This is a genomic window from Pseudoalteromonas sp. H103 (assembly GCF_001469205.1).
GTDB classification, from domain to species: domain Bacteria; phylum Pseudomonadota; class Gammaproteobacteria; order Enterobacterales; family Alteromonadaceae; genus Pseudoalteromonas; species Pseudoalteromonas carrageenovora.
Window position 1 is genome coordinate 539,039 of sequence record NZ_LOFG01000001.1, and the last position, 19,080, is coordinate 558,118.

Sequence of the window (19,080 nt, forward strand, 5' to 3'; positions counted from 1 at the left end):
TCTAAACTCTATTTAGTTTTGTCTGCGGCTTGTTTATTAACAAACGACAAGTCGCTATCGCTATCATCAAGTAATGCCTTTACTTCTTTTGCAGGTTTTGAATCATTACTAATTAATTCGGGTTCTTCTTTTTCAAACCGCTGCTTTAAGCTGCCCTCAATAATAGCGCCAGCGTCAATGCTTAGCGTATCGTGAAATACATCACCGTGAACGTGAGCACTACTTTGAATTTTAACTTCGCTTGCGTTAAGTGAGCCAATAATTTTACCTTTGACAATGACACTTTTAGCTTCAACTATGCCTTCAACAATCCCTGTTGAACCAATAACTAAATGTTCAGCTTTAATATCGCCGTCAATACGGCCATCTAGCTGAACTTCACCTTGGCTTGTTAAAGTGCCCGTTAAGCGCACGTCTTCAGATATAATTGAAGGTGTATGGTTAACTCTTTTTAAGCTAGTGTTATTTGTGTTTTGCTTTTTTTTACCGAACAAGAGAAAGCGCCTTTGTTATTTTTAGAGGATTGACGTGTTTGCCATCAATTAGTACTTCATAGTGTAAGTGCGTGCTTGTACTTCTGCCAGTGCTACCCATTAAACCAATAACATCATTTTTAGCAATGGTTTGGCCTTTTTTAACTTTAATTTTATTTAAGTGCCCAAAGCGAGTCACTAAGCCATTTTTGTGCTCAAGCTCTATAAAGTTACCATAACCGCCGTTTCGGCCAGCACGAAGGACTACAGCATCCGCAGGAGCAAATATTTTTGTTTTGTGCCAACCTGCTAAATCAACCCCTTTATGAAATGCTCGGCGGCTGTTCATTGGATCTTTACGAAGTCCAAAATTACTTGAGATGTAGTATTTAGCGGCATCTAAAGGTAATGAGTTTGGTAACTCAGTTAAAAAGTTCTCTAGGTTATTTAATAATAATAGCTTATCGGCAATCGCTAAAAATTGCGTAGGAATTTTAGCTTCATCAAATAAATCCAGTGGACCACCTTGTGCAGCTGTTTTTGCACTTAATGTTAAATGTTGCTCTAAAGCAGACTCAAGTCCTGCGCCTTTAAGCATGGCTAAAATAGCACTGTGGCGTTTATCTATTTCGCTATCAAGTAGCGCAAAATTGTTTTCGTAATGTTGTGTTAATTGCTGAGCACGTGCTGCAAACGTAATAGGAGTTATTAAATTTGCATGCTTATTTTCTTGTTCTTCATCAATTAAAGGCTCATGAAACTCACCTTTATCATCGTTAATTGGCGACTGAAGCTCATCTTCAATTTTAATTGTTTCTTTACTAATTGAAGCGGGGAGCGATTCAATCATGCTTTGCAGTAGCGCTTGTTTTTGCTCAAGCACTGCGAGTTGTTCTAATTGTTTTGCATGTAAGGCTTGCTGCTCACTGGCTTTTTGCTGCCAAAGAGTTTGTTTGTTTAATTGATTTTTTTCTATATTAGAAATTTGGTTCGTTTGCGTATAAACACGAAAACTTGAAATGCTAACCCAGGCAATAGTCGCTAAAAGTAGAATTACTACGAAAAGTTGTAACCAAGAGGCTAAAACAATGTGCTTAACTTCGCCGTTTTGGCGAATAAGCAGCTGTCTAGCTGGGAATAATTTTTTATAAAAAGACTTTATAGATACTGACATGGCATATAAATACTGGCTATTAACCGAATTAATGTATCAATCTGAGCTTAAAAAGCCAGAAAAAAATTGTAACTGTTCAAAATTTAATAAAAAAGGGCTGCTTATGCAACCCTTATAAAGTTTAATTTTTTAACGTTTTAATTATTTTGCAGCTAAAACAGTGCTTTCTACAGAGCCGAAACCAATTCGTGCAAAACCTGATTTTTCACACCAGCCGCGCATAATCACGTTATCGCCATCTTCTAAAAAGCTGCGTTGCTCGCCATTACTGAGTGTTATTTTTTCTTTACCACCACGAGAGAGCTCTAATAAAGAGCCCGCTTCTTCATGCGTTGGGCCTGACTGAGTACCAGAGCCCAGCATATCACCGGGCATAAAGTTACAACCATTTACTGTGTGGTGCGTTACCATTTGTGCCACTGTCCAATAAGAGTGCTTAAAGCTAGAGGTTGATACGCGGGTAGGTGAGTGACCTTCGCTGCGCATTTTTTCAGTCTGAATTTTAACATCCATTTGAATGTCAAATGCACCTTGCTCGCGGTTAGCTGCAGACTCTAGATACTCCATAGGTTGCGGATCGTTTTCATCACGTGTCCAGCTTGTTCTATAAGGGGCTAGTGCTTCAGTGGTTACAATCCAAGGAGATACGGTTGAGGCAAAGTTTTTTGCTAAAAATGGGCCCAGAGGTTGGTATTCCCATGCTTGTAAATCACGTGCTGACCAATCGTTAAATACACAAAAACCAAATACATGATTCTCAGCATTCTCGATGGCGATAGCATCACCAAGTGCATTACCTTTGCCTAAGTAAATACCAAGTTCTAGCTCATAATCTAGGCGTTTACATGGGCCAAAAGAAGGGACATCTGCATCAGGCGCTTTTGTTTGCCCTTTAGGGCGATGAAATGCTTGCCCTGATACATCAATAGATGAAGAGCGACCATGGTAGCCAATTGGTACCCATTTATAGTTAGGCAGTAATGGGTTATCAGGGCGGAATAAGCTACCAACGGCTGTTGCATGGTAAATTGAGGTGTAAAAGTCGGTGTAATCACCAATGCGACACGGGAGTGAAAACTCTATATCAGCTTGGGTTATTAATGTACTTTCAATTTCTTTTTGTTGTTGTGCGCCTTCGCGAAGTGCTTTTGAAAGTGCTAAACGTAGTGCAGACCAATATTGTTGGCCAAGCCCCATAAACGTATTTAATGTAGATTCGCTTGCTGCATCAAGCGCTGTTTTAGCATCACCGGTAAAAATGTTTAAGTGGCTTAATTTTACTAAATCGATAACTTGGTCGCCAATTGCCACACCGCCGCGAAAGGCCTCATCAGTGCCTTTGGTGCGAAACTCTGCAAAAGGTAAATTTTGAATCGGAAAATCACACTCTGCATTATTTGCAGAGCTTACCCAGCTCGTTAAATTAATATCATGGGTTTCGTTAATAAGGCTCATTACATTTCCTTTTTATTTTTACTGTATGGCGACAAGGTATGGTTTATTTAATCATACTAGTGCTTGGCACAATACTTTTTAAATTTAAAACGACAAAAAGCAGCGAAAATCGCTGCTTTTAATTTACTCAAAAAAGTTATAAAACGCCGCGGCGCTCTTGATCGCGTTCAATTGATTCAAACAGCGCTTGGAAGTTACCTTCGCCAAAGCCGCCATCGTCAACACGTTGGATCATTTCAATGAAAATTGGCCCAAATAAATTCTTAGAAAATATTTGTAATAAGTAGCAATTTTCACTTTGGCTATCGACTAATATTTGGTGCTCACGAATTTTTTCTTTGTCTTCTGCAACCCAAGGTACACGGTCAAAAATAGTGTCGTAGTATTCAGGAATAATATCTAAAGTAGCAATGGTCGATTTATCAAGCTTATCAAGTGAGCTAACTAAATCATCAGTTAAAAACGCTAAATGCTGAACACCAGGGCCGTTGTATTCGCCTAGATACTCATCAATCTGGTTATTGTCGTTGCCTTTACCTTCATTAATTGGAATAGAGAAGGTGCCACAAGGTGACTTAAGTGCATACGAAATAAGCGCTGTTTTTTGACCTTTAATGTCAAAATAACGGACTTCTGTAAAACCAAAAACATCTTTATAAAAGTTAGCCCATGTTTCCATTGTGCCTTTATAAACGTTGTTAGTTAAATGGTCGATACGCATAAACCCTTTATCATCAACGATGTTTGCTGTAGCTAAATCTTCAAAGTCGCTTTGGTAAATAGTGCCTTTATCCCCAAACTGCTCAATAAAGTAAATTAGACTGTCGCCAATACCGTAAATGGCAGGATAGGGTAAATCTTTGTGTGTTGAATCGGTTGCAGGTTTTGCACCACGAGCTACCGCTGTTTCAAATGCGTGCTGCGCGTCGTTAACGCGCCAGCCCATAGAACAGATTGCCGGACCATGACTTTTAGCAAATTCTGCTGAAAAGCCATCACGTTCATTGTTTAGTAAAAAGTGAATGTCGTTTTGGTTGTAGTAGACAATATCTTTGCCTTTGAATTTTTTCAATTTTGAAAAACCAAAATCAGTAAACACTTTATCCATGTAGTCTGCGTCAGGTGTTGCGTATTCAGTAAACTCAATACCAACTAAACCTAGTGGATTATTTGCTTCACTCATTTTTTATTACTCCTGCAATAAATATTGCTACTGCGATTATGTGTTGTTGTCGTATTGAGCTAGATAATCAACCAGATTTTAGGTTTGGGGAAGAGGGGGTCAATATTTAGTAAATAACCGAACTGTAAATTAAATAAGACGTTTACTAAAATGTTCGTTTTTTACATTACGGTTTGAAATACTAGAGGCAAAATTAACTGCGACTAACAGTGTGGCTTAGATTTAATTCATTGTTTTATATAAATAAAAAAGAGGTTTTTAAATGATTAAAACCTCTTTTAGTGATTGTTATTTATGACGTTTTTTGTAATTAATTATTTACAGCTTGTGTACCACTGTTAAAAAACTTGTTACGTTGCTCCAACCATGCGTTAGGTTTTATCTCAGGGGCTGCTTGATAGTGACGTTCAATAGTTTGATTTAACACACGTGTCGCAGGTTCAAAAGTAAGTTTCGATTGCGCGTTGCCCATGCTTTTAATTTCATCTCGGGTCATTGCACGTCCGGCATATAAAAGCGCATTTAAATAACCGGGTTCTGTTTCAAAGTTATTGTCTGTAAATAATAAAACGGCTGAGTTTAATGCCCATGTGCTATCAATTTCACCATCTTCCTTTACGCCAGCTAACTCGCCGTCTATATAAACCTCAAACACGCCATTACTTGGTGCGGTATAAAATACAAATGCAACACGATGCCAATTTTGCGGTTGTGTATCACCAAAATAGCCGCTGTCGCTGGTTGATTTACCGTAGCCGCCACTTGGGTCGATAAACATATCGGCATCATCAGTTAGGTAGTCTTGGGTATTTGCCTGCATAACCGCGCGATAAATATCTCTCCCTTCTTCTGGCCAATATAAGTCCATTACTAAGGTGTAGTCTGACACCATACCTTCACTTGCATAATCGCCATTAGCGGGTGTATTTAATGTAATTAATAACCCTTCAGTGGGAGCATGCCTTGAAAACGCCATAACACCTGAGCTTGCGTCACTTAAATCTGAAATACCAAGTGCTTGAGTTGTATTATATTGTGTTTCTTCAGGACCCCAGTTTGTTTGTTCTGGATCAAAGTAGCTCAATACTGAAGGGCCATAATCTGCAGTTAAAGGGTTATTTGCATCGTCAAAATTCCACACCGTGATGTTGTTCTGTTCATTACATGAAAATAATTGATTATCGGTATCTAGGTATAAGCATTGGCTTGTTCTAAAGCGCGCGTATTGATCTAGTAACCACCATGCTTCGTCAATTGCTTCTACGTTTGAAAACGTTACACCGTTAAAAAATAATTCAGGATTAAGCGCAGCACCTTTAAATAAAGCGACCTGGTATGTGCTTGAGGCTTGTATATCATCAGGCTTTAGTAAAAACCAATCTGGTTGACTGGTAAACATGGTGTTTAAATCGCGGCCTGTAACCGTTACGCTGTATAGCGCATTAAACCCAGGCGTATTTGAAGGCTGCCTTTCTACATAATAGGCTTTATGAAAGTCTTCTTGTGTTAATGTACCCGGTGTCCAGCGGGTTTGCACAAGTTCAGGATTTAAAAGTGCCGCAGTGATATTGCTCGAGTGAGCAGCTGCTAAAGCGGTTATTTCTGCAAGCTCTAAACTACCAGGATAGTTTTCAGAAATAGCAATTTCTGTATCTGCATCAGGGGCATAACGGCCCATAATTTCATCAATTGCCAGTTTAGTCGGCTCATCAAGTTCTGTCACGCTGTCGGTTTCAATTGTGCTGTAGCTAATTGTAGGCGACGTTTTATCTTGAGTGTTAAAGGTAAGTGTTACGTCTGTAATACCTTTTGCATAAAAATCTGGCTGTATAACAACGCTCCCATTCTCGAGCGTAGTATAACTTTCACCGCCGTGGGTATGTCCGCCTAAAACTAAATCTATACCGGTAACATCGGTTGCCATATCAATATCTAGGCCTTCACCTAAATGGCTTAGCATTACCATATAATCAACGTCGTCTTGGTATTGGCTTACTATACTTTGTGCTATTTGTTGCCACTGCCAGCTCATTTTAAACTGTTTGATAAAATCAGGAATTGGCTCATCGTCTATAGGTTCATCTAGCTCGTTCCATGGTACTGAGGTCATACCAAATACGCCCAAGGTAACACAACCTACTTGCACTTTAGCAAAGCCTACCGCAGCAAAGTCTTGTAACTGTTCGCCCTCATAGCGGGTATTGCTAGCAAGTACAATGGCGCTGTCATCTTGTGAGTAGCTCAGTAATTTTTCTGGCCCCCATGCGTAGTCATGATTACCTACAACACGCAAGTCGAACTGCATTGCTTTTATCGCTTCTTCAGTTGCGCTGCCTTGTGATAGTTGCTCGGCAACAGTGCCTTTTTCGTAGTCATCCCCCCCGTTGGTAAAAAGGGTGTGCGGCGTTTGCGCTAACGCTTGGTTGTAGTAGGCTTTTATGCGGCTAAAATACTGCTCCTCATAACCAAATCGTGCGTGTAAATCGGCAACATGAATAAATCTTACTGACTGCTCAGTCGCGTTAATATCACAAGTTGGGCCAATATCGCCAAAGGCTTCGTTGCGCTGCATAATAATGGCATATGTGCCAAGCGTGGTTACTTGAGCGCTTACAAATCCATCTTCAACGTAAGAGTTTTCAATAACTGTCCATGAATCGCCCGATTGACTAGCAATAAATAGCTGTCCGCCTAGCTGGTAATCATCTGGTATTTTTATGGTAATTGTTATTGGGTTACTAAAAGAAACTGTACTTGGAGTGAGTACATGTATATCAGAGATAATATTTAGCAGTGCATTAGCATCATCTAAAACGGTTTTTTCGTAGGTAAGTTCAGTGCTTTGCGATACTGCATTGGCAGGTACTGTGAGTAAAAAGCTTCCTTCATCAAGGCTTACATTTAGGCCTGCACTTGCAGATACAGTTAATTCGCTTGGCTCTGGCTCGACTGGATCGTTAGGATTAGTTGTAACTTGATCATCTGAACCACCACAGGCAGATAATAAAAGAATAAATAAAGTCAAAAATGTGGTGCGAGATAAAGTTAACAAGCGCATGTACTGCTTCCCTGAATCTAGTTAAAAATTAATCAGGAGATAATACCAGTTAACACCGCTGTGACATAGAAAATTGAGGAAATTTCCCCCATAGGAGCTATGGGGGAGGTTTTATTAATATTTATTTGAATTGCAGATAAATATTAAGCGATTTTTTCTTCTAAGCCTTGTTTTTCCCATACTTTAGCTTTAAAGCTCATAAGTACTAAAACAATACCAACACCAATGCTAAATAATGCAATTTGTAGGTATAGGTTAGGGATTTCTTGAACGTTATTCGGATCAAAGTTACCTGCTAGTATGCCCGAGATAACATTACCAATAGAATAAGTTAATACAAACACACCCATTAATTGGCCTGTATAGCGACGAGGCGATAACTTGCTTACTGCACTTAATGCTACAGGGCTTAAACAAAGCTCACCCACAGTATGTAAAAAGTAAGTAGTAACAAGCCAGTAAGGTGCAACCTTTAAACCTTCAGCAGCGTACTGAGCAGCCATAAACATAACTAAAAAGCCCGAAGCCATAATAATCAAGCCAAATGCACATTTTACGCTGTAAGTTGGTGATATCATTTTCTTTGAAAGGTTAATCCAAAGCGCTGCAAAAAACGGCGATAGAACAATAATAAACAGCGAGTTTAACGACTGGAACCATGTTGTTGGAATTTCAAATGTACCGATAAGACGGTCTGTATAATCACGGGCAAATAAGTTTAGTGATGAACCCGCTTGCTCAAAACCAGACCAAAAACACGCAGAAGCAACACACACTAAAAATAGTGCCCACATTCTTTGTTTTTCTTCACCGGTTAAATTACCTTTGAAATAGATAAGCCCAAAATATACAAAAAATATAACAGTAAATATAACGGCTGTATAACCCGCTACAACTGAAGGGTTTATAATAATTGCACCAGTCATCGCAGCGACTGTAACGCCAGTAACAACAGCAACGAACAATGCGATAGCACCCCATGTACGAGTTGTACCTTTAGCGCTTAATGGATTTGCAGGTAAAGCGCTGTGTTCAGGTAAATTATTAAGTGTACGCTTGTACTGTATTAAACCAATAGCCATACCTACAGCTGCCGCGCCAAATGCCCAGTGCCAGCCTACGTTTTCCATAAAGTAACCACATACGTAGTAACCAATTAAAGAACCTAAGTTAATACCCATGTAGTAAATAGCGTAACCGCCATCACGGCGCTCATCAGCATCGCTGTATAATTGGCCTACCATTGCACTGATATTTGGTTTAAGTAAACCAGTACCTGTTGCTACAAATATTAAACCGATAAAAAATGAATAATCATGTGGGATAGCCAAAATAATATGACCAATCATAATGATTATACCGCCATACCACACTGCTTTTTGGCCACCGAATAATCTATCGGCAAGCCAACCACCAGGTAAACCTAAAAAGTATACCGCGCCTGTGTATAAGCCGTAAATTGCAGCAGCTGATGCAACGGTAAAGGCAAGGCCTTCTTCTTGTAAGCTTGCTGTCATGAACAATACGAGCATAGCTCGCATACCGTAATAACTCATTCGTTCCCACATTTCAGTGAAGAACAATGTTGAAAGTCCTTTAGGGTGGCCAAACCAGCCACTATCTGGAGCTGAACTCATATTTACTTCCTAACTTTAAGTATTGTTTTGATGGCCTTATAATTTTTTGCTTTAGCTATTTTAGGATTTGTACGTACTAAAATGCTCGACCATCAGTATATTATTTGTAGCTAAGATAATGATTTGCTATATGGTAGTAACACCACAAGGTAAGAGACACACCCTTATCCTAGTTACAATTGCGCTCAAGTATACATATACCTTAGTGCGAGGGGAAGCATTCGCGATGTATCACCGCCTACCGCGTTAAAAGTCAGCGTAAGGAATAATCGGCGTGCCCGGAAACTCTAATGTACCGTATACAGGGTTAAAATAGTAACGGATATACAGCTGGCCAAAGTTCGGCTCGTAAAAGTCAGAGCGGTCAATAGCTAAGTAACCACCAAAAAACCAATGTGGTGTTACACGATACTCAAAGCTACCTTCTATATTATACGAGACCCCTGAGCTGTCATCACTTGCAAACACAGGATCAACGCTAGTGGTTAGCTCTCTCTCATAAGCTTGTAATTGAAGGTCGGGATCGTTAGGGAAAAAGTCAATCGCTTGAGTTTTGGTTTGTGAATACGATACACCGGTTTTTAAGCGATAAACAAAATCATCACCCCACCGTGCGTCATAACTTAAAGGAACTGACAAGCCTACATAGTTTTGAGGGCTATAATAACCGCCATGACCCCAAGTTTCTTCACTTAAATTAAACTGATAAGCCCAATGTAATAGGCTTGCACCCACAGTAAACTCACGCTCTTGGTTACTAATTACACGGTAGTATGTACCACCCATTACTCTATAGCGTTGGTTATCCTTAACATTTTGACCTTTGTATAAGGTAAAGTCAGCACTTGACCAAAATCCCCAATTGCCGCCTAAGTCGTGTGAAACATTAGCAGTAATGCCAGTAGAGCGAACTCCGCCCCAAACTTCACCGGTGTTTATATCTTCAAGGCCTGCATAAGAGAGTACTGAACTTGTTACAGGGCGCTTTTCAAGTTCTAGGCTATAACCAAAGTCACCAAAACTATCTGCATAATTTACACCCCATACAATATCTTCAATTAAAAAACCAAGTGGGGTAGTGCCTACATCAACGCGCCAATTTTCATTTTGCCAGCCAATGCCTACATCTACACCGCTTTCCTCTGGTGTGACTTCATCTATTGCACAGGTAAAAATACACAGTGCACCTTGCCCGTAGCGGCTGCCTGCAAACTGTTCATCAAAACGTGTGGTTTGTGCGCTAATACTGGTAGGGTCTATTTTAATAAACCCTTGGCCTTGCCAAAGCGGAAAGTAAGCTTCAATAGGTACTGAGCCAGCGCCAAGTGTAGCGTCACTTTCAGTACTTGTTTGGCCGCTAAAGTTTACGCCTATCGCTATATATGCTTGATTTTTGTTTTGCTCATTTATTAGTTCGCGTTTAGCGCCATTTATATACCAAGGGTCGTTTTCATCTATTTTTAAAAGGGACCCATATAGCTCTTTATCGTTTAGAGTTCGATCAGGTGAAAGCGTTTGCGAATACCAAGTTTGAGCTTGCTCTGATTCATTAAAGTTACTAGCTACCTGTGCGCCCAAATAACGAAGCTCTTGATCGTTAGGGGATTTATTAATAAGTTGCTTAGCTAAAAAAAGCGCATCGCCTGAATAATTAAACTCATTGAGTGACGACATTATTTGGCGCTGTAAGTAATCTTCTTGCGATGTAGTTTGTACTATTGCTTGCTTAGTTACTTCTTTTGCTTGAAAGTCATTGCCAAGCTCTCTGTAAGCACTTGCAACTGCAAGTAATGCTTGAGGTTCAATAACTTGATTATTTTTAACTTTTTGTTGGTATAGAATAACTGCTGCTTCGCGTTGCTCTAGTGCTAGGTTTGCATTAATAAGTGCAGTAGTAGTCGCAGGGGTATTTTTATACTTTTGGTCAAGCTGGTTAAGCTTCGCAATTAAATCGCTGCCACTGTAATACTGGTTAATATAGCTATTTTGTAATTGAACATATTGTGTTTTTTCGTCTTCAGAGGCGCTCTCTGGTAAAACGTAATTTTCAAACCACTGTTTAGTTTTTTTCTCGTCGCCTTGCTCTAAAAGCCACTCACCGAAAAGCGTATGCCAATATGATGAAAGCGTAGGCTCGGCGATTAATGCTTTATCGATAAGTTGTAGGGCGTGTTTTTTCTCATCAATAGCGTACCAGCTACGTGATAACTCGGCTTGCATCGCAGGCGTTAAATTTTGCGCTTCTAAGTTACTTAAGTGATAAATTGACGTAGCTTTATTTTTAGTGTCTAAATGGCGCTCACTTTGAGTTAAAGACTGACTAAGTTGAAGTTGTTGCTCAAGTGCAATGATCTCTTCATCCCTAGCTTTAAAAGGAATGTATTGTAAGGTTTTAATTGCGCCTTGATAATCATCTATAGAGCGTAAAAAAAGCGCGTGGCTATATCGAATTTGCGAGTTTAGCGGAAATTGCCACAGCACATTATTAAACAAAGCGCGGGCCTTTTCAGTTAGGCCTTTTTGCTGATAAATAAACGCCAAATCGTAATAGAGCCAAGGTTGTTGTGGTGCTATTTCAATGGCGTCTTTTAATACTTTTTCAGCCTGCTCTAAATCCCCAGCTTGAGCTAAAGTGGTCGCTTTTGAGCGGTATTGGCTGCTTAAAGATACTGAGTATGAGTCTTTAATTTGATTTTTCTGAGCATACGATAAACTGTTATAAAACGAGGTAAGAGCTCGATCGTTTTGATCAAGTTCTGCTATTGCAAGTAAACCAATTAGCGCACTACTATTGAGTGGATCGCTTTTTAAAACGCTTTGATAGGTCAGTGCTGCTTGTGAATACTGACCTTGAGCAAATTGTAATAAGCCTTTGTTATAAAGAACGATATCTGAGTCTTGCTCTAAAGAATCAGCTAAATCTAGCTTTAGTTTTGCAGTTTTATACTCTTCATTATTAATTGCATCTTTAGCTTGGCGTATATATAGCCAAAACTTTGCAGTTTTTGCTAAACCTTTTAATGTTTCACGTTCAGCAAAGTCTGCTGTATATTTTTGCGCGTTAGTAAAGTATCTGTATGACTTAGTATTATCACCAACCCTTAGGTATAAAATTCCAAGGCTGCGCATAATAGCTCCATCTTTAGGGCGACCTTTTAACGCGCTTAAAAGTAGAGGCTCAGCAGAGGTTAGTTTATTCTTTTCAAGTAACTTGTCGCCTCTTACCCATAGTTGATAAGCAGGATCTGCAAGGAGTGTTTGACGCGCTTTTAAATCTTTTTTGAAGTCCTGATATTGAAGCTCCCCTTTGCTGCTAAAAGGGTAAATAGAAAAATACTTTTTAAACTGACTATCGGTTTGTCTATTTATTGGCATGCTAGCTAATGCGCTAAGCCAAATTTCTTCTACTTCGTTACTAAACGATGATGTAGAGCCGTATCGACCTAATAGCTCTATTGCAACTTGGTCATTAGGGTCTTTTCTAAGTAGATGCCTTGCATAAGCTATTTCTACCAAACCTATATTAGAGTAGCTTTTTAATAACTTTTCATAACCCTTTTTAACACTTGCCCATTGCTCGCTGTCTTGTCCATACCAACTTAAGTGCTCTAGCTCGTAATTAAGCGTAGGGTAGGTGTTTTTAAAAATTTTATTGTATATTTCGCGAGCCTGTTCGTAACGCCCTGCTCGAGAAAGTAGCCTAGCTTGTTGAATTAAAGATTTATCTTTACTCTCAATACGAGAAAGTATTTTAAGCTTTTCAACACAAGGGGCTTGCTTTGTGAGTCCGTTATCTATTTTGCTTAGCAGCTGGTTGGCTTTTGCAGATTCGCCGTTAGCAAAATCATAACGTGCAACAGCACATTGTGTTTCAATACGAGCAGGCGCGATAGCTACGAGCTTGCGTAAGCTATCTTCAACAAGCTTTTTGTTTTGCTGTGCCTCGCCAATGCTTATTTGGCTTAACAACCAATCAACAGACTGTGTATCAATATCGTTGACTGTATTAGCACTTAATCCAGAGCTAAGCGCTAATGTGCATGCTAGGGCAAACCTTAACGGCATTCAGTGCTCCATGCTGGTTGTAGCGTCCCATCTGCTGTTATTGAAAAACGATTGTTAAATGTACTAGTACCAAATAAGTTAAGTACACTGTCGTAATAACGTGTTTGAGTAAATGATTTATCGACCATCAGCTTTTGTTGAATAGCCATCACTAAGGAGTCATCGCTGCTTGTAGCAAGTAAAGGCATAAGTGCTGAGCTAAAGCCAAGTGGGCCTCTTTTTTCAGATTTCCCTGATTTAGCAAAAGTATTTAAAGGCACGTAGCCACGCTCATTAATAGTTTCAATGAAAGGTTTAAATTGTGCTAATAGCTCTTTTTTATAAGGCGCGTTGTTTGCCATCATGCTAGCCCATAAATACACTCTAATTGCATTATAGCTACCTAAATCAGTTGTTTTTTTATCATAGTAAAAGCCATTATTGGCATCATACATTACCCAATCAGGGCTAACGCCTTGTTTAGCAGTATCTAAAATTAGCTTGGCAGAGCCCTCATGTAGCTGGTGCCAAGGAGAATGTGGGTATAATTTTTTAAACTGCTGGTAAATAAATAAAGGAGAGTAACTGGGATTTAGTTTAAAGCGCTCATTATCAAATTCAAAACCTGATGGAGCGGGTAATAGTGATAAACCTAGACCTGAAATATACGCTGTTTCTTCACGCATTATACGCTGTGCAACCACTGAAGCTAAAATACTGTAGCGACGGTCATCCCAAAGCATAGCCGCTTGCGATAGGCTGTAGGCAATCCACAAATCAGAGTCGGAAGCAGGGTTTGAATCTAAAATTCCGGTCTCATTATCGTTATTAATTCCCCATTGCCATGCAGGTAAGCGCGTACTTAAATCGCCTTCAGATAAATGCTCTTGAGTCCAATCCAGGACTAAGTCAAACGTTGCTTTATCGTTGGCAATTACAGCAAAAAATAACGCGTAAGATTGCCCTTCAGAAGTCGTTATGTTTTTCTCGCTACCTAAGTCTATAACTCGTCCATCTTGGCTTATAAAGTTATTTTTAAATGTTTGCCATGCGCCCCATGGCTTACATTGTTCTATTTGCGCGCTGGCATTAAAGGTTATTAATGCAATCACAGTTAAAAATATATTAATGAGTGATTTCATTATTTATCTCCTTCAGCTAAGCGTTTATAGGTAAGCGCTTGTAGTAATCGCCATATAATAAATGAGATCAATAGCAGCGTTAAAATTGAGAGCAGTGCAAGTACAAATGGATGATCTGATAAGTGGAACCAGATTAAGGTATGCACTGGAATATGACCAACAAAGTACTGCTCGTCAGTCTTAATGCTTTTGATCCCTTGTGAGTTAATAACTGCTGCACTGCCTTTTATTTGGGCAAGAGTTTGTGAATTCATTAGTGCATTATTTAACAAGCCAAATCCATTATGAGAAGTCGCGCTTAGCGAAACAATCGAACGCTCAGAATCAAACGGAGATTGAAAGCCTGTTATTACGGCCATATCGCCGCTACTTTTTATGCTCACTTGTACTTTTTCAGATTCGTTCTCATCATAGGCACCGTTGTAAATAGCTTGTTTAATAGCACGTTGATTGCCATTTAATAAGATATTAGTTTGTGCATTTTCATCAAGTTCGTTAGCAACGCTGCTTGCTTTAGCAATCACTAAAATATCTTTATCATCTAAGTCAGCATTTTGATTTAAGTGTGCAACACTCATTCTATGCGTTGGGTAACCTGTAATTGCACCAAAATGGCCTGTTAAATTAAGCAGTACCGAAATTACTTCTGGAGTCGGTTTCTCGTCAATAAGTACGAGGGTTTGTTGTAAATCAGCGTATTTAGTAAATGGAAAGCCGCTGTTAGCAAATACATTTAAATCCGGTAATGCAATGTAGTGATCAAACCCGCTCACATCAATATTAGAGTTTCCATCTATTACGCCAAACTCACCACCAGGAGGGGCGGCTGGACATTCTCCTTTTTGCAGCACTGCAAATCTAAAGTCAAAGTTAAGCTCGTTTCGGTTAGCGAGCTTAATGCCATCTAAAGAAAAATCTTCAGCACTTTGAGTTGTATCTGTATTGGCTATTAATGGCAGTAATGTTTTGGTTGTTGTGAGCGATGAATCGTCTTTTTCTAATAAAAAGCCATTAATAAACTCTTGGTTTATTAGCATATTTAAGCGCGAGTCTAAGGTTTCACTTTCAGGTGTATTACGGTATTGCAACGTAATAGGAATGCCTTTTTCACGCCACGTAAATAAATCGGGCGCAAAACGAATATTTAATTTAATCGGGCCATTATTTAGGCCTTGTGCTTGTAATTGAGTTGGGTAGTCAGTTAATTCATCAAAGTGAACTGGGCGGTCACCTCGAAGCCAGCGTGGAGCATCGTATGCTTTACGCAGGGGCAGTTTGTTTATTGCTTCTATACTTGCGCTTCTGCCGGTCATTATTTTGTGCCCAAACACAAGGCCTGTTACTGCTGTTTTTAAATCTTCTTCGTCACGGCCAAGTATTAACAACATTTTGTTATATCTATGGATAGGGCTTGAGATAAGTTCTATGGTTGGCTTTTCGACATCAGGGTAATCTTTTAAAAAATCAGGTTTAGAATCGTTAGTAATAAATACGATGCTATGCTGCTGTGGTGCTTTATTTAACACTACCGGAAAGTTCGCGCCTCGCCAATCTGCTTGTGCACCAAACCAGCTAGATAATGTAGCAGCTGCTTCAATGGCTTTAGTACCTGGTGTTGTTGCAAATATAAAGGGTAAATTTAATTTGCTGTAGTCTTTAGCATCAAAAAATGGCTCTGGTAAATATTCAAGACGGCTATCAATTGCTAATTGTTTTTGATCAAGCGTGATATTACTCGACTTGTTTATTTCAGTCCAAATAGAGCGGCTAAAGTAGTCTTGGCATTGTAAATCATAGTAACCAACAAGCTCAAAGCGAACCTGATTGAAGTCTTGAACGTATTTTGCGTTAAGGCTTAAGCTGTGGTTAACCGTATTCTTAACAACACTTAACTTATCGTTTATTGGTAAAACGGTAACTAGATTATCGTTAAAATAAACTTTTAAATGCGACACATTAGCGATTAATGAAGGCGAGTTAGTGTATGAAAAATTAAGCTTTAAATTTGTGCTTAATTTATCAATTCTATTTGTAAAATCGACGCGTGAATTATTATTTATTCCATCTAGCTTGTAGCCATTAAAACCTAATGCCTCAAAATCTAAACGTAGGCTTGAAACCTGCGCACTCTCGGGATATCCATTTATAAACATAGATTTATCATGCATCGGCTCTATAGCAAGAGCCTGATAAGCACTACTAATGAGTAACAATGTCAGAAATGTATTAAGCAGCTTTTTAATCATAATTATTATGCACTATCGGTTTTTTTGGAGTGAATGAGTTTACGTAAATGACAATATTAGTCATAAACTTAATGATAGGTTGTAACGGCCTTGGAGCATGAAATAATAAATTACTAAAGCCCCTCAAACTTGTTTTTTGTACTTCTTTAAAGCTATACGACGGACGATCATGTCTAAAGTTGTTTTGCCAATCTAGCCATGCATCCGCTCTTGAGAATGTGCATTGAATAAAGGCACGTTGCTTTTCAAGCGATAAATCTTTAATTGTTAAACCTATTTGTTTTTTACGGGTATTACATACGTGGGTTGTAAACGAAAACTGTTTATTACCGCGGCTCATTAAGAGCTCTATTTTATCGTTAACACGACATAAGTGTGCATGCTCAGTTTCAATACCCACACCATTATCGGAGTAATCTGTAATTTTAACTTTTAAGGTATGCCCATTAGCTAATCGAATACCCGCCGGAAAATTAGCTTTAATACGATGTGATTGCCTTACTTGTCTTGCCTCGGCTGCTACAGCAACGGCAGCACCTAAAATAACAATATTATAAATAGCCCAGCCCATACTTATTACAAGTACGCCTATTTGGCTCGGATCGCCCAGAACGAGTCTTAAAATACCTACAAGTATACCAAGTAAGTTAATCATTAAGAGGATCAAATAAGGTTTAGAGATACCCCAATCGTAATGCTCTTCATCGTTTAGGCCGCCTTTTTCAGTAACATTAAACTTACCTTTATTTGGGTTGAAAAGTGCCACGGTAGTTGGTTTTAAAATATACCAAGCAAGTACAGATTCGTAGACTTCTCCCCAAAATGAGTATCTATATTTGCCTTGAATACGCGAATTGGTTGCTTTTATTTGGATAAGTGTTGGCACAACATAAATGAATATGGCTAAAAATGGGGCGTAAATAATATATGCGTTAAAATATATAAGTGCCAGTGGTGCTGTTAAAAAAACAATACGAGGAATACCAGAGAGGAAATGCAGCATTGCGTTTATGTAGCACAGACGCTGAGGAACACTTAAGCCTTTACCCATTAATGGATTATCGAGTCTAAAAATTTGTGCCATACCTCGGGCCCAACGGATCCGTTGGCCAATATGAGCTGAAAGGCTATCTGTAGCAAGACCCGCAGCTTGTGGAATGTTTATATAAGCCGTTTTATATCCAGCGCGCTGCATACGAAGTGCTGTATGTGCATCTTCTGTTACCGTTTCAAAAGCAAAACCCCCTATATCTTCAAGCGCTTCTCGTTTTAATACCGCACAAGAACCACAAAAGAAAGTGGCATCCCACATGTCGTTACCGTCTTGAATAAGTCCATAAAATAGCATGTTTTCATTTGGGATTTGGCTATGGTTATTAAGGTTTCGCTCAAATGGATCAGCAGAGAAAAAGTGGTGCGGTGTTTGTACTAGACATACTTTACTGTCTTTTAAAAATTGCCCCATAGTCATTTGTAAAAATGAGCGAGCAGGGACGTGGTCACAATCAAAAATAGCAATATATTCGCCATCGGTATAGCGCATTGCACTATTCATGTTACCGGCTTTGGCATGGTTATTATCTGGTCGAGTTAAATAGCCTACGCCGACTTCTTTGGCAAATTCGCCAAATTCAGGGCGTTTACCATCATCAAGTATGTAAACGTTTAATTTATCTGCAGGCCAGTCAATACTTAATGCCGCAAGAGTAGTTGGTTTTACAACACTTAAAGGCTCATTGTAAGTGGGTATGTAAACATCAACTGTAGGCCATAAATCTGTATTTTTAGGTAAAGGAATAGGTTTACGTTCAAGCGGATTTATAGTTTGAAAAAAGCCTAAAATAAGCACCAGCCACGCATAGGTTTCTGCAAGTAATAAACCAGCACCTAAAGCAAGTGCTACAGGGTCATCCCAATTTAAGGTCTCAGTATAACGCCACCATAAATAGCGAGAAGAAGTTGTTACAGAGAGAGTGATCATGACAATGGTAGCCATTTGACCTTTTACGCGCTTAAGGGCATATGCAACTAGTAATATAAAGCTGATAAAAACGGCCTGCGCTTCTAGGCTAAATGGAATAGTGATAAAAATGGCTAATAAAAATAAAATAAATGCGAGCATCAAATATTTTATGAGTTTATTTTGCCAAATACGCGCTTCAGACATTGCTTTAAATGCGCTTTTTTTAGGAGCTTTTTTATTTTTTGAAAGTAAGCGTCTAATTAGTTTACCTAGCTTTAAATCGAACCAGCGCAGTTGCCTTAAAATATAGCTAACTCGGTCGTAAAAGTAGTCTGTTGCAGTTTCCTTTATAGAGTACGAGCTTGCTTTGGGCTTATTTTTAAAAAATATTAAAAACAGGCTTTGAATAATAAAGCGTATTATATTTGAGTAAATATAGGTCCTGTAAGGCAATCTCAAGTGCGGGTAGTAACTGTAAAGTACCAATTCAAAATCAAGTTTATGTTTTTTGATATTTATAAACAGTGAACTGAATAAAGTAATGAAAGGCATTAGAAAAGCCTCAATTACATTTACTTTATGTTGGTTAAAGTAGCTGTGAAATTTAAATAAAATATAACGTACAAGCTTATCGGTAAATAAAATACTCAACAGTATGTATAAGGTACTGTGTATGGGGCGTTTATAAAATAAAGTAAAGCTCAT

General features: G+C 38.9%; 10 protein-coding genes. All 10 read right to left on the reverse strand.

Annotation, left to right across the window (positions count from 1 at the left end; genetic code table 11):
- Window positions 1-8 precede the first annotated feature (8 nt).
- Window positions 9-494: a bactofilin family protein gene (locus tag ATS74_RS02445; protein ID WP_058547345.1), complete on the reverse strand. Its 486-nt coding sequence runs from the start codon at window positions 492-494 to the stop codon at window positions 9-11.
- Window positions 484-1,647, reverse strand: a complete 1,164-nt coding sequence (locus ATS74_RS02450) for a M23 family metallopeptidase (protein ID WP_058547346.1) — start codon at window positions 1,645-1,647, stop codon at window positions 484-486. The genes ATS74_RS02445 and ATS74_RS02450 overlap by 11 nt, the downstream gene beginning before the upstream one ends.
- A gap of 141 nt (window positions 1,648-1,788) precedes the next feature.
- Complete coding sequence (gene fahA / locus ATS74_RS02455; RefSeq protein ID WP_058547347.1) at window positions 1,789-3,102, reverse strand: fumarylacetoacetase; 1,314 nt, start codon at window positions 3,100-3,102, stop codon at window positions 1,789-1,791.
- A 136-nt stretch (window positions 3,103-3,238) separates the two neighbouring features.
- Entirely contained in the window at window positions 3,239-4,285 is a 1,047-nt protein-coding gene (hppD, locus tag ATS74_RS02460) for a 4-hydroxyphenylpyruvate dioxygenase (RefSeq protein ID WP_058547348.1), read from the reverse strand.
- Between the two features lie 310 nt (window positions 4,286-4,595).
- The gene (locus ATS74_RS02465; RefSeq protein ID WP_058547349.1) at window positions 4,596-7,343 is read right to left on the reverse strand and encodes a metallophosphoesterase; all 2,748 of its coding nucleotides are present in this window, start codon (window positions 7,341-7,343) and stop codon (window positions 4,596-4,598) included.
- A gap of 143 nt (window positions 7,344-7,486) precedes the next feature.
- On the reverse strand, window positions 7,487-8,980 hold the full coding sequence (locus ATS74_RS02470; protein WP_058547350.1) for a peptide MFS transporter: 1,494 nt from the start codon (window positions 8,978-8,980) through the stop codon (window positions 7,487-7,489).
- Between the two features lie 246 nt (window positions 8,981-9,226).
- Window positions 9,227-13,045: a cellulose synthase subunit BcsC-related outer membrane protein gene (locus tag ATS74_RS02475; protein WP_058547351.1), complete on the reverse strand. Its 3,819-nt coding sequence runs from the start codon at window positions 13,043-13,045 to the stop codon at window positions 9,227-9,229.
- A complete protein-coding gene (bcsZ, locus tag ATS74_RS02480; RefSeq protein WP_058547352.1) occupies window positions 13,036-14,166 on the reverse strand; it encodes a cellulose synthase complex periplasmic endoglucanase BcsZ in 1,131 nt (376 codons plus the stop codon). Before bcsZ ends, ATS74_RS02475 begins: the two co-directional genes overlap by 10 nt.
- Window positions 14,166-16,412 carry a cellulose biosynthesis cyclic di-GMP-binding regulatory protein BcsB gene (bcsB, locus tag ATS74_RS02485; RefSeq protein ID WP_058547353.1) on the reverse strand — a complete coding sequence of 749 codons (2,247 nt, stop codon included), beginning with the start codon at window positions 16,410-16,412 and terminating at the stop codon, window positions 14,166-14,168. Before bcsB ends, bcsZ begins: the two co-directional genes overlap by 1 nt.
- On the reverse strand, window positions 16,405-19,080 hold the full coding sequence (gene bcsA, locus ATS74_RS02490; protein ID WP_058547354.1) for a UDP-forming cellulose synthase catalytic subunit: 2,676 nt from the start codon (window positions 19,078-19,080) through the stop codon (window positions 16,405-16,407). Before bcsA ends, bcsB begins: the two co-directional genes overlap by 8 nt.

What these genes read in the sequence shown, in the direction of transcription:
- fahA (WP_058547347.1), bottom strand. Translation starts at nt 3,102, where the DNA reads ATGAGCCTTATTAACGAAACCCATGATATTAATTTAACGAGCTGGGTA.
- bcsA (WP_058547354.1), bottom strand. Translation starts at nt 19,080, where the DNA reads ATGAGCTTTACTTTATTTTATAAACGCCCCATACACAGTACCTTATAC.
- ATS74_RS02465 (WP_058547349.1), bottom strand. Translation starts at nt 7,343, where the DNA reads ATGCGCTTGTTAACTTTATCTCGCACCACATTTTTGACTTTATTTATT.
- bcsB (WP_058547353.1), bottom strand. Translation starts at nt 16,412, where the DNA reads ATGATTAAAAAGCTGCTTAATACATTTCTGACATTGTTACTCATTAGT.
- ATS74_RS02475 (WP_058547351.1), bottom strand. Translation starts at nt 13,045, where the DNA reads ATGCCGTTAAGGTTTGCCCTAGCATGCACATTAGCGCTTAGCTCTGGA.
- bcsZ (WP_058547352.1), bottom strand. Translation starts at nt 14,166, where the DNA reads ATGAAATCACTCATTAATATATTTTTAACTGTGATTGCATTAATAACC.
- hppD (WP_058547348.1), bottom strand. Translation starts at nt 4,285, where the DNA reads ATGAGTGAAGCAAATAATCCACTAGGTTTAGTTGGTATTGAGTTTACT.
- ATS74_RS02450 (WP_058547346.1), bottom strand. Translation starts at nt 1,647, where the DNA reads ATGTCAGTATCTATAAAGTCTTTTTATAAAAAATTATTCCCAGCTAGA.
- ATS74_RS02470 (WP_058547350.1), bottom strand. Translation starts at nt 8,980, where the DNA reads ATGAGTTCAGCTCCAGATAGTGGCTGGTTTGGCCACCCTAAAGGACTT.